We start from the raw sequence: 12,677 nt of genomic DNA on the forward strand, positions 1-12,677 counted from the left end.
TTCGTTATGCGAAATACACAGCAATCAAAAGCCGCATTTGACGAGGCAAAGCAGTATATGCCGGGAGGAGTGAACAGCCCCGTTCGCTCTTTTGCAAATGTGGGCGGAAATCCGCCCTTTATTGCGCGTGCTGAAGGTTCCAAGATCTACGATATCGATGGTAACGAGTACATCGACTATGTGGGCTCATGGGGACCAATGATCGTCGGCCATGCACATCCACAGGTCGTGAAGGCGCTGCAGGAAGCTGTGACACGCGGGACAAGCTACGGGGCACCGACACTTTGGGAAACGGATCTCGCAAAGCTGGTACAGAGCGTATATCCCTCCATTGAGGTCATCCGCATGGTGAGCTCCGGGACGGAGGCGACAATGAGTGCACTTCGTCTGGCACGCGGCTATACGGGGCGTGATAAAATTGTAAAATTCATCGGCTGCTATCATGGACACAGCGACAGCTTGCTCGTTAATGCCGGCTCTGGGTTGGCGACGTTCGGCGTGCCCAGCTCTCCCGGTGTGACGAAGGGGACGGCAGCAGATACAATCACCGTTCCATACAATGATGCGGATGCCATTCGATCTGTCATGGAGCGTGAAGGGGACGCGATTGCAGCGGTCATTGTGGAACCTGTGGCGGGCAATATGGGGCTCGTCCTGCCTCGTCAGGGCTATCTCTCTCTACTGCGTGACCTCACAGAGCAGCACAGTACGCTGCTCATCTTCGATGAGGTCATGTGCGGATTCCGTGCTTCGCTTGGCGGGGCACAGGCGGCCTACGGCATCCGCCCTGATCTCACCTGCCTCGGCAAGATCATCGGCGGAGGATTGCCCGTCGCAGCGTACGGTGGGCGCCGTGAGATCATGGAGCGCGTTTCACCCTCCGGTTCTGTCTATCAGGCGGGCACGCTCTCGGGCAATCCACTCGCGATGACGGCGGGCATTGAGACGCTGAAGATTCTCACGGCAGAGCCCGAGGAGGGCAGGGCAGACTACAGCCGCGAGCTGACCATCCAAACGAAGAATCTGCTGCTTGGTTGGCAGCGTGCTGCGAAGGATGCAGGTGTGCCGATCTGTGCACATCAAGCGGGTTCGATGTTCAGCATCTTCTTCATCGACCACGAGGTCTATGACTACAGGGATGCAGAGGCGGCCGATCAGGAAGCATTTCGCGTGTGGTTCGAGACGATGCTGGACGAAGGCATCTATCTCGCACCGTCGCAGTTTGAGACGCTCTTCCTCTCGGGTGCGCACACAGATGACGATATTGCGCGAACAATCACCGCAGCCGAGAAGGGGTTTGCAGCCGTAAAAAAAACACGCGGATAAATTCATAAACAGACCTCCTGTGAGCATTCTCTGCTTGCAGGAGGTCTGTTTTGAGAAAAGTCCGATTGCTAGGATGAGGGGGATATGTTATAATTCTACGTAGCAAATATATGTTCAAAATATCGTATTGAGGCGGTGTTTCTCATTAGTGAGATAGATGTGGCTGCGGGGAAAAGCAGCAAGGGAGAATCCTTCCTCAAGGGAACCTTCGTCCTGACGATCGCAGGTTTTGTCGTCAAGGTCATTGGTTCGCTGAACTGGATTTTTGTTTCCCGCATCCTTGGTGGTGAGGGAATCGGTCTCTATCAGATGGCTTTTCCCATTTATTTTTTTGCCATGACGGTTTCGCAGGCGGGCGTACCCGTTGCTATTTCGATCATCACGGCAGAACGCGTGGCTCTGAACGATATATATGGTGCGAAGCGTGTCTTCCGTATCTCAATGATGTTAATGCTCCTTACGGGGCTGCTCTTTTCGATTCTAACATATCTCGCGGCGGACTGGCTGATTGATTGGCATCTGATTCGTGACGCACGTGCATACAAGGCTGTGGTGGTGCTTGCACCGACGGTCTTTTTCGTGACGCTGCTTGCCAGTTCGCGCGGCTATTTACAAGGATGGCAGCGCATGACGCCGACGGCGGTGTCTCAAATAGTGGAGCAGATTTTTCGCGTGGTAACGATGATCGTCCTCGCAAGCCTTCTCATGCCATGGGGCCTTGACTATGCGGCAGCGGGTGCCTCGCTTGGGGCTTTTGCGGGAGCGGTGACGGGGCTTATCGTTCTCGTCTACTTCCACATCAAGTTGGAACGCGATATTGTACGCGACTACGGCACGGATCTGAAACCTCTGCCGGGGGAAGCATACGAGTCGCGGCGCTCCATTATCAAACGCATCTTCAAGCTTGCGCTGCCCGTATCGGCGGCGAGTATCATGCTGCCCGTCGTGTCGAATCTTGACCTCATGATTGTTCCACAGCGCCTTGAGGCAGCGGGCTACAGCATCAGTGAGGCGACAGAGCTCTTCGGCTATCTGAATGGTATGGCGGTGCCGCTTGTCAATCTTGCCACTATTCTTACCGCGTCGATGGCAATGAGCATCGTGCCTGCAATCTCAGAGTCACGGGTACTCGGTGACCGTGCGCGTGTCTACGATCAGACGGCGGCATCGGTGCGCATCTCGAATTTTGTCTGCTTTCCTGCATTTGTTATCGTATTTATGTTGGCGACACCGATTTCTGCGTTGATCTACAATGCGCCGGGTGCGGGTCCGGCTGTGATGATCTCGGCGGTCAGTATTATCCTGCTCGGTCTGCATCAGGTATCGACGGGAATTTTGCAGGGACTCGGTCATCCGACAATCCCGATGGTGAATATGCTGCTTGCAGCAGCGGCAAAGGTTTTTCTGAACTGGCACCTGACCGCAATTCCGTGGCTTGGCATCATGGGAGCAGCATGGGCAACGGCAGCAGATATGGGGGTTGCTGCACTCATAAACCTGTATTTCATCTATCGATTTATTGGTTATCGGATCGAACTGCTGCAACTCATTAAAACAATCTGTGCAGCTTTGATTATGGCGGGTGCGGTCTATCTTTTCTATGAATGGACATTCGAATTGTGGGGGATTCCTGCGATCTCTACGTTCGGGGCAGTATTTTTTGGCTGCGCGATCTATGTCGCGGCAATGATTCTTCTGCGCGCACTCATTGAGGAGGATCTGCGCCGTCTGCCGATGATCGGAAGCGTTGGGATCCGATTCCTGCAGAGGATTGGAGTTTTTAAAGCATGAAAAAACTAGGGCTGATCTATAATCCCATTTCGGGTCATGCGCTTTTCAAGGGGAAACTCGACCCCCTTGTTGATATGTTTCAGCGACACGGGATCGTACTCTGTCCCTACCGTACGCGCGGAGGAGGGCGGGACAATCTCGGACACTTTCTCCGTGAGATGTGTCCGGACGGCTTGCTGGCCGCTGGTGGGGACGGAACGGTACACGCCGTGGTGAATGCCATGATGGAATCCGATACGGATGTTCCGCTTGGTATTCTTGGCAGCGGTACGTCCAATGACTTTGCGACGCATCTGGGCATTCAGGGGGACTGGGAATCCTATATCGAGCGTATTGCAGCGGATGAATCGCGGAGGGTCGATCTTGGATATATTGAGGGAACAGGGCAGTACTTTGTCAATGTTGTCAGTGCGGGGGTGCTCACTGGGATTGCGCATGAGGTAAAACCCTCCTATAAGAACGCACTTGGAAAACTTGCTTATTATCTCAAGGGCATTGGTGAGATTCCGCGTCTGCGCTCCTTTTCTGTTCGCGTTACGGCAGATGATGTGCAGTATGACGCGGATATATTTTTGTTTGTTATTGCAAACAGCCCCGTTGTGGCAGGGATGAAGCAGATTGGTCGGAACATTGTCATCGACGATGGCATGCTCAATCTTTTGGCCGTCAAAAAAACAGGCCTACCGCAGTTTATGTCTGTTGCGGCAGACCTGTTTGCTGGGAAACCGGTTGCGGAACGAGAGAATATCTTGCACATTCAAGCAAAGTCCTTCGAGATTCATGCGGAAGAAGAACTCTACAGCGATATTGACGGCGAATGTGGTCCCTTGCTCCCTCTTCGTGTACGGACGCTGCCTCTCGCGCTTTCTGTCTACTGTTGACTCCTCAGTGAATCCCGAGGTAATGAGCAACAAATTGCTGTGCTGTGCGTCCGCTGCGACCACTATGAGTCATTTCCCAGCGTAGACCTGCGATACGAAGTTCCTCGGGAGAGAGATGGATCCCCTTCTGAGAGAGCATATAGTTAATAATCGCGAGATACTCTTCTTGATCGGGGGTATGATAGTGGATAACGAGCCCAAAACGATCTGAAAGCGAAACAGTCTCGTTGATTGTGTCATCGCGATAGAGTTCATCTTGCTCACGTTCCCGCCATGTTTCACGCACCAGATGACGGCGGTTGGAGGTCGCGTAGAGGCGTACATTTGGTGGGCAGGAAGAAACACCACCCTCAATCGCAGATTTGACCGTCTTGAACTCGGCATCTGAATCCTCGAACGAAATATCATCGAGAAACAGAATAAATTTCCGCCCTGCATAGTGCCGCAGGGTATTCATAATCTCGGGCAGCTTACGCAGCTGCTCTTTTGTAACCTGCACAAGACGCAGACCACTTTCCTCGTATTCATTCACAAGTGCCTTGACTGCAGAGGACTTTCCTGTACCGCGTGCACCGACGAGGAGAACATGGTTTGCCGGTTTGCCCTGAACGAATGCTCGTGTGTTCTGGATCAACTGATCTTTTTGTCGCTGGTAGCCGATGAGATTTCGCATGTATGTGCGCTCAAAATACTCGACCCCACGGATCTTATTCTTTTCGTCATCCCAGCGGAAGACAACGTAAGCCGCGAGATCCCCATAGCCATAGCGTGCATAGAAGGTCAGCAGTGCCTCAGCATAGTCGCGTGGCGTTTTTGCTGCTTCGATCCATGGGAGCAGAAAATCCTCCGTCTTGTCATAGATATTCTGTGTGGGTTCATAGTTGTCCAAAAGCTGTACACCAAGAAAATTACTGGTTGGTAACGTGAGTAGGGAATAGAGCTGTTCAATATCTTGATAGAATGCCTGGCGCAGGCTATTTCCAGGCGGCAGTCCTGTTCGTTCCATGGTTTCTGAAACAAGGTTGGCGCTATGCGTGAATACGTGGAGAAGGTACTGCGGGAGCAAATTTCCGCTGAGTCCCAATGTTTCTGCAGCGCGGACGAGATGTGAGGCAGCCTGCGCCTGAGATTCTGTATCAGCTGTATCCCACTCAAGGAAGCTGAGGATTGGGTCACTCTCCAGTCCGTTTAGGACAAGGAGTGTTGAAAGATTTACGTTCTGACTCATAATACGTTCCTTTCTCTATCGAAGAAATACGGGAGACATAATAAAATCTGTACGTTGATTTTGTGCGCGACGCGCAGGAATCGTGAGGCTGCGCAGCTCTGTCGCACGGGTGTCAAATGCAAGCATACGCTGAAGACATGAAAGCTGTGCTGCACCTTTGGTGCGTTCTGCACTCGTGAGGAATGCTGCCGTACGCGTGATGATAGGAAGGGAAGATGTGTGTTTGATTAAGTGCAGTAGCTCTCTTCCACGTGCATTGAATGCGAGTGGTCGGATATATGCTGCGCTGTGTAGATCAAACGCTGCTGTCTCCGTCTTCTTTAGGTGCAGAAGCAGATAGATGATGAGGCGGGCGATTCGGCTTTGTGGATATCGTTTGGTAGATACCTCTGCGAGAAAATTTCTATAGCTTTGTGCCTTACTGCAGATGAGGCGATGCTCGATGCCCTCTGCGATGCCATAGATTTCTTTGAGTGCAGGAGAATCCGTGATAAGCAGCTGATAACGCAGGAGATTCAGAAGCCTGTCCTCCTGTGGAAGCCCCTGTGTACGTCCTTCTTTGAGATCGGTCAGAACATGCGCCTGAACGCTGGTTTCCAGTTGCTTCCACGGAGGCGGTACGTTGCTGAGTGCGTGGCGGATTGATGAGGCACTACTAATGCCTCTGCGCAGCTTGGAATCACTGTGCTGTGCTGCCGCCCTTTGAATACCGATGGGGGTGATCTGTGGTGCAAACTGTCGCAGTGCACGCAGATACTCGATGGCAAGGATATTGTTTGGTGCTCGCAGCATATCCTTGGATATGCCTTTTTCCTTCGTCAGTGCGCGTGTCAGTGCTTCTGCGTAAGAACAACCTGTGTCAAGATGGCTGCCCAGCTCTCGTTGCAGATCCTCACTGTCAATGCACGCAGCAATTCCTGCGAGCGGCGCAAGCTGTTCTGCCTCCATGCCAAAGACTAGATGGCTGACGATGCCAAGGCGTGCAAGGAGTATAATCCCACCGCGTGCAAAGTCCTGTGCACTGCGGCAGGCAAAGACGAAGGGCAGTTCAAGGACGAGATCCGCGCCGCCTTCGACGGCATGCCCTGCGCGCACCCATTTATCCAGAATACATGGCTCGCCCCGTTGCGTAATACTACCACTCATGACGGCGATGATATGTGCGGCAGGATATTGCCGCCGCACAGTCGTAATCTGAAAGCCGTGCCCATAGTGAAATGGGTTGTATTCAGCAATGACGCCAATGATCGGCATGGAAATCCTCCCCGTATCTGTCTGCATTCGTATTTTAACAAAAAAAACAGTGTTTGTGTAGATCTGTGCAGTAAATACAATTTCTTGTGTTTTCAAGGCGTGAATGCTATACTAAGCGTAATATTAAGGAATCGCTGTATCAGTAGTTCCATGAAGAAATAGGGAGAAAATATATCAGTGGAACAAAAGAGAAAACAGGAGCGTGTTCTTGTTGCGATGAGCGGCGGTGTGGACAGTTCATTGGCAGCAGCGTTGCTCTTGGAGCAGGGGTACAACGTTGTGGGGGTGACCATGCGCCTTTCAGATGAAAGTCGTGATGCGTCTCCCGATGACCGCAGCTGTTGCTCACTGAGCAGTGTGAGTGATGCGCGCCGAGTGGCGGACGTGCTTGGAATCCCACATTACGTGATGGACTTTACAGAGTCTTTCGAACATGCGGTGATGGATTATTTTTTTGATGAATATCTGCGTGGGCGCACACCAAATCCGTGCATCGCCTGCAACCGCTATATTAAGTTTGAAGGATTGCTGCATAAGGCGCGTGAACTAGGTGCCTCTCATATTGCAACGGGGCATTATGCGCGCATTGACCGTGACGAAGATGGAATTTATCGGCTGCGCAAGGGGGTGGATCTCGAAAAAGATCAATCCTATGTACTTTATCATCTGAATAGAAAGACACTGCCATACATTTTATTTCCCCTTGGAGGTTTCACTAAGAATGAGACACGACGCATGGCAGAGGCATATCAATTACCCGTTGCGTATAAGGCGGAGAGTCAGGAGATCTGCTTTGTTCCTCACGATGATTATAAGACCTATTTTAGGAAAAGGCGACCGGAGTGTGCACGTTCAGGAGATATTGTTGATCGGATGGGGGATGTGCGTGGCAGGCATGACGGAATTGCGTTCTATACCGTTGGACAGCGCAGAGGACTCGGCATAGCGGCACCACGACCACTCTATGTAACGGCACTGAATGCCAAAGAGAATCAGGTCATCGTAGGGGAGGCGCATGAGGTCTATGCGCAGGAACTCGTAGCATCGGATCTGAGCTGGACAATGTGGGATTCACTGACTGCAGAACGTACGGCTATGGCAAAAATCCGCTATGGAAAACGGGAAGCTTCTGCAGTCATTTTCCCATACAATCATGGACGTATACGGGTACGATTTGCGGATTTGCAGCGCGCTGTGACACCTGGACAATCCGTTGTCTTTTATGAGAACGACATCGTGCTTGGCGGCGGAGTCATTGATGATGTAGTGATGGCTTGATTGGTTCCTCAAGAAACCACTGATAAAACAGTTACAGATTTGCATAGATTTTTCGCATGATTGAGGAGAAAAACCGAACGCAGAGTGATGCTCTGTGGAGAATCATGGATAAAAAGTAGGCAAAGAAAGATATGTCAAAATGGCGGTACTGAAATTATCAGTGCTTCCTTAATGGGGAGGAGATTACGATGATGAGCCGTGCCATGAAAGTGAGGATTACCATTGCGGCAATTCTCGCGGTACTCCTGTTGCTTACGGGACTTTTTTGGTATTTTCACGTTTATACAAAGACACCGGACTATGCGCTGCATTCCATTGAAGACGCACTTGATCGGAATGATAAGGAACTTTTTCTGCGCTATGTCAATCTGGACGCTGTACTGGACACAGGGTATGATGATTTTATGCGCGGAACGATGGATGCTGAGTTTGGGCACTCGCGTGAGACGTCTGCGGCAATTGAGGATTTCTCCAAAATGCTCAAACCCGCATTCATTGCGATGCTCAAGGATGCAGTGGACACACGTTTGTCGAGCGGTGCGTGGCCTGATGCGGATCCTGCAAAGGAGGGAGTCGATGCTGATAATATCCTCACTCGTATTGGTGTACGCGATCTGACATTCCAAGAGATTTCCAAACTGACGCAAAACGATGCAGAGCAGACGGCAGAGGCGGAGATTGTTGTCCATCAAGAGGAGGCAGATGCAGATTTCACATTTAAAATCATGCTTGCCCCATCCGACGCAGGGGATTGGCAGGTTGTTTCCATTCAGAACTTACACGAATATGCCGTTCTACTTGAACAGGCACGCCGTCTGCGCATTGAGTCCTATTTAGAGGAAACGGATGCGATCACAGCGCGACACGATCAGACGGCAGGAGCAGCGCAGTTGCGCCTTTACTCTGTATTGGGCGCAGGGGCACTTGGTAGTCAGGCGACGCGCGATATGGCACGTCAGATCATGGAACAAGATATTCTTACCGACTGGCAGGAACGCAAAGATGAGCTTGCAGCCGTTTCCGTCCCCCGCAGTATGCAGAGTCTTCATCAGCTACGCCTTAAGATTTGTGATCTTCACATTGCCTATGCACAGGGATATGCTTCATGGATGACGGACAAGAATGCCGCCACAATTCGTTCTGCTGAGAGCAGTCTGCGTCAGGCTGAGGTGCTAGAGGTGGAGGCGTCGTTCCTCGTGCAGCGCGCAAAGCGCTCCTTCGATAAAAAGGTGGAGTAGTAAGGAGTGAAATGATGCTCGACTCGAGCAATGATACGGTAGCGATTCTCTATGACATCGAGAACGCACCCATTGAAATGCTTCAGTATACGATTGAAAAGGCACAGCGTTACCAGCCTTGCCGTATGATTGTAGTATCGGACTGGGAGGCACATCCCGAGCAGAAACGATGGGATCGCCTCATGGAATATCCAGATTTTACCTTTCGACAGATTAGTCGTACGTTCTATGGAAAAAATTCATTGGATTCCGCACTCTATGATTCGGCGCAGATCCTATATCAGGAAGGTGTGCGGAAGTACTTTGTTATCACGACGGATTCGGATTTCGTACGGATCGCCGAATCTCTAAACGCTGACGATCCGTCGTATATTATCGGGGTCGGGACGAAGCAGGCGAGCGAAGATTTACGCAACGCCTACAACGAGTTCTTCGTCTATCCGCCGGAATCAAAGCCGATACAAAGTACGAAGAAAAACCAAAAGGAAAGCAAAAGTACAGAGGTGAAGACCGTGGCAAAGAAGAAATCATCCGAGGATAAGACTGTCAAGCAGAAGTCTGTACAGGAACAGGCAGAAAAAACATCGGAGCAGCAGAAGAAGAAAACGACAGTAACCGTCAAGAAAAAAGATTCACCCGGCAAAGCGGTGGATGAGACGGTGAAGGCTGCCACAAAGTCCAAGAAAAAGCAGGTACAGAACTCCACAGCTCCTGTAGAAAGCATGCCAACGCCTACGATGACGGGATTTTTGACCGTACGTCTCCCCAAGACGCTGCGCAATTCGTTGGAACAAAAGATGCTCGAAGAGGAGGTTTCTCTGGATGAACTCGTGACCTATCTCCTGATGCGTGGACTTGCGGAAAAATAAAGGGAACGACAACGATGAAAAAAGAAGAGCGCGTTCTTCTCTATCAGTTTCCCGATGACCAAATCCATACGGCGCAGGATGTGTTCCGTACACTTGGTATTCGTATACAGATTCTTCCTGCGGACGCATGGCGTGAAAAGGTCGGCTACCTGCTCGGACACAAGGGATTTAAAGCCACGCAGATACAGGAAGAGCAGGAGTTCAGCTTCTCACACCGCCTCATTTTGTTGGAAAATATTCGTGGGAAACGGCTGACGAAAGTTCTCATGGCGATGGAGGAAGCGGGGATTCCGCATATCACGTACAAATCGACGATTACTCCGTACAATACACTGTGGACTCTGCGTTACCTGTGCGAACATATAGCGAAGGAACATGCAGTATCTGTCGAGGATCGGGAAGGAAAGATACAATGAAGAGATTTCTTGCCGTAGTGCTCTCTTTGATGCTTCTTTTTGTCGTGGGCTGCGGCTCGGAGCCGCAGGAAGCAACGGATGTGAAGCTCTCAAAACTGACCATCGGGCTGATGCCTGATACCGACTCCATCCCGTTTATCATTGCAGCAGAGCGCGGATATTTTGCCGAGGAAGGCGTCGAGGTGGAACTCGTTCCTTTTAAGAGTGCGATGGAACGGGATGCGGCACTCCAGAGCGGCAATCTTGACGGCGCAGTTTCCGATCTGCTTGCCGTCATCTTCGCGCGATCCGGAGGATTCTCTCTGCACGCGACATCCTATACGGACGGAAACTACAATCTCGTTGCGGGAAAACATACGGGGATTTCCTCTGCCGCCAATCTGCACGGAAAGGATATTGCCATTTCACGCAACACCATCATTGAGTATGTGACCGATGAAATTCTCGCAGTCAATGGCATGACGGAACAGGATGTCTCCAAGGTCGTTATTCCGCAAATTCCCGTGCGCCTCGAAATGCTGCAGAGCGGCAATCTTGCGGCGGCGGTTTTACCGGAGCCGATGGCGAGCGTTGCAGTGGCATCGGGCAGCCGATATGTAACTGGGTCGGGGGATCTCGGTATCAATCCGGGGGTGATCGTATTTACGGACTCCTCCATCAACGAGAAGGCGCAGTCTATTCGAGCAATGTATCGCGCCTACGATAAGGCTGTCAAATATCTCAATGATACACCGCGTGTGGAGTATATCGATCTCGTGATGGAAAAGAGCGGCTTTCCCGCCCCCGCACGCGATGCCCTCGAACTGAAGCCCTACCGATCCTCCGGACTTCCAGCGGAAAAGGATGTAGAGGAAGCAGTACACTGGGTAAAGAGTAAGGACTTGGGTAGGGACTATCGCTATGACGATCTTGTCTCCAAGCTGCTCACGGAGGAGAAGTAATGCCGTATCTCTCGCAGACAAGTGCGCCCATTCAGGAGGCTCTTGAACGAATGAAGCGCGCACGGCTTGTGCCATTTGACGTTCCAGGGCACAAGCGCGGACGTGGGAATCCGGAGCTTGCGGCATTCCTCGGGTCTGCCTGTCTCGATGTCGATGTGAACTCCATGAAGATGCTTGACAATCTCTGCCATCCGGTCTCGGTGATTCGGGACGCGGAGATTTTGGCAGCAGAGGCATTTCGTGCAGCACATGCATTCTTCATGGTGAGCGGTACAACAGGATCCGTACAGGCAATGGTGCTCTCGACGGTCGGGCGCGGCGATAAGATCATTATGCCGCGCAACGTCCATCGGAGTGCGATCAATGCTCTCATCCTCTGCGGTGCGATTCCGATCTATGTGAATCCCGGCATTGACGATATGCTCGGGATTGCGCTTGGTATGCGCGTGGAGGATGTTGTTGCGGCGATTGCACAGCATCCAGAGGCAAAGGCGGTTTTCGTCAACAACCCGACGTACTACGGGATCTGTTCCGATCTTCGTGCGATTACAGAACTCGCACACGCGCACGGCATGAAAGTACTTGTGGACGAGGCACACGGCACACATCTGTATTTCAGTGACCGTCTGCCCGTTGCAGCGATGGATGCAGGGGCAGACATGGCGGCAATCAGTATGCACAAATCCGGGGGTTCACTCACGCAGAGTTCACTCCTTCTCTGTTCGGACTCCATGCCGCTTGGTTATGTGCACCAGATTATCAACATCACGCAGACCACAAGTGCGTCCTATCTGCTCCTTGTCAGCCTAGACATCAGTCGGCGGAATCTTGCGCTGCGCGGGCGGGAGGTCATCGACAAGATCATCGATCTTGTTGCGTATGCGCGCGACGAAATCAATACCATTGGCGATTATTATGCTTACGGACGTGAGCTGATCGACGGCTCTGCAGTATATGACTTCGACACAACGAAGCTGTCCATTTTCACGCGCGCAACGGGACTTGCGGGGATTGAGGTTTATGATATCCTGCGCGATGATTACGATATCCAGACGGAGTTCGGGGATATTGCCAATCTGCTCGCCTATGTGTCGGTCGGGGATCGCCCGAAGGACATCGAACGCCTTGTCGCGGCACTGGCGGAGATTCGGCGCAACTACCGCAAGGATCCATCCAAGACCCTCAAGATGGAGTATATCGATCCTACGGTCATCTGCGGTCCGCAGGATGCGTTCTATGGAGCGAAGGAGTCTCTGCCCATCGCAGAAACATGCGGACGAATATGCAGTGAGTTTGTCATGTGCTATCCTCCGGGCATTCCAATTCTCGCTCCGGGGGAGCAGATCACGGAGGAGATCCTGACCTACATCCGTTATGCCAAGAAGAAGGGCTGTCAAATCACGGGGCCGGAGGATATGAGCATACGAAAACTCAATGTGATGACGGAGAGTTAAA

At 51.7% G+C, this 12,677-nt stretch carries 11 protein-coding genes; 9 read left to right on the forward strand and 2 right to left on the reverse strand.

What is annotated here, in order from left to right; translation table 11 throughout:
* The first annotated feature begins 6 nt into the window (after positions 1-6).
* The 3 genes from hemL (at position 7) to C8273_RS10845 (ending at position 3,998) form a co-directional block, all read left to right on the forward strand.
* Complete coding sequence (gene hemL / locus C8273_RS10835; protein WP_106627723.1) at positions 7-1,326, forward strand: glutamate-1-semialdehyde 2,1-aminomutase; 1,320 nt, start codon at positions 7-9, stop codon at positions 1,324-1,326.
* Positions 1,327-1,461: 135 nt separating this feature from the next.
* Positions 1,462-3,117: a putative polysaccharide biosynthesis protein gene (locus tag C8273_RS10840; RefSeq protein ID WP_106627724.1), complete on the forward strand. Its 1,656-nt coding sequence runs from the start codon at positions 1,462-1,464 to the stop codon at positions 3,115-3,117.
* On the forward strand, positions 3,114-3,998 hold the full coding sequence (locus tag C8273_RS10845) for a diacylglycerol/lipid kinase family protein (protein ID WP_106627725.1): 885 nt from the start codon (positions 3,114-3,116) through the stop codon (positions 3,996-3,998). Before C8273_RS10840 ends, C8273_RS10845 begins: the two co-directional genes overlap by 4 nt.
* 4 nt (positions 3,999-4,002) lie before the next feature.
* On the opposite strand, the gene C8273_RS10850 is transcribed toward C8273_RS10845, so the two are convergent.
* Positions 4,003-5,226 (reverse strand): ATP-binding protein, encoded by a 1,224-nt coding sequence (locus C8273_RS10850; protein ID WP_106627726.1) that lies wholly within the window; start codon positions 5,224-5,226, stop codon positions 4,003-4,005.
* 15 nt (positions 5,227-5,241) lie between these two features.
* Positions 5,242-6,480, reverse strand: coding sequence for a tRNA(Met) cytidine acetate ligase (locus C8273_RS10855; RefSeq protein WP_106627727.1), 1,239 nt, complete (start codon positions 6,478-6,480; stop codon positions 5,242-5,244).
* 216 nt (positions 6,481-6,696) lie between these two features.
* On the opposite strand from C8273_RS10855, the gene mnmA reads away from it, so the two are divergent.
* The 6 genes from mnmA (at position 6,697) to C8273_RS10885 (ending at position 12,676) form a co-directional block, all read left to right on the forward strand.
* The gene (gene mnmA / locus C8273_RS10860; RefSeq protein ID WP_199821103.1) at positions 6,697-7,758 is read left to right on the forward strand and encodes a tRNA 2-thiouridine(34) synthase MnmA; all 1,062 of its coding nucleotides are present in this window, start codon (positions 6,697-6,699) and stop codon (positions 7,756-7,758) included.
* 188 nt (positions 7,759-7,946) lie between these two features.
* On the forward strand, positions 7,947-8,996 hold the full coding sequence (locus tag C8273_RS10865; protein WP_106627729.1) for a hypothetical protein: 1,050 nt from the start codon (positions 7,947-7,949) through the stop codon (positions 8,994-8,996).
* 11 nt (positions 8,997-9,007) lie between these two features.
* Positions 9,008-9,865 (forward strand): NYN domain-containing protein, encoded by an 858-nt coding sequence (locus C8273_RS10870; protein WP_106627730.1) that lies wholly within the window; start codon positions 9,008-9,010, stop codon positions 9,863-9,865.
* Between the two features lie 14 nt (positions 9,866-9,879).
* A complete protein-coding gene (locus C8273_RS10875) occupies positions 9,880-10,281 on the forward strand; it encodes a DUF3783 domain-containing protein (RefSeq protein WP_106627731.1) in 402 nt (133 codons plus the stop codon).
* On the forward strand, positions 10,278-11,222 hold the full coding sequence (locus tag C8273_RS10880; RefSeq protein WP_106627732.1) for an ABC transporter substrate-binding protein: 945 nt from the start codon (positions 10,278-10,280) through the stop codon (positions 11,220-11,222). Before C8273_RS10875 ends, C8273_RS10880 begins: the two co-directional genes overlap by 4 nt.
* Positions 11,222-12,676: an aminotransferase class I/II-fold pyridoxal phosphate-dependent enzyme gene (locus C8273_RS10885; protein ID WP_106627733.1), complete on the forward strand. Its 1,455-nt coding sequence runs from the start codon at positions 11,222-11,224 to the stop codon at positions 12,674-12,676. The genes C8273_RS10880 and C8273_RS10885 overlap by 1 nt, the downstream gene beginning before the upstream one ends.
* Position 12,677: the final 1 nt, after the last annotated feature.

The sequence above is a fragment of the Candidatus Centipeda massiliensis genome, assembly GCF_900290285.1.
Taxonomy (GTDB): Bacteria; Bacillota; Negativicutes; order Selenomonadales; family Selenomonadaceae; genus Centipeda; species Centipeda massiliensis.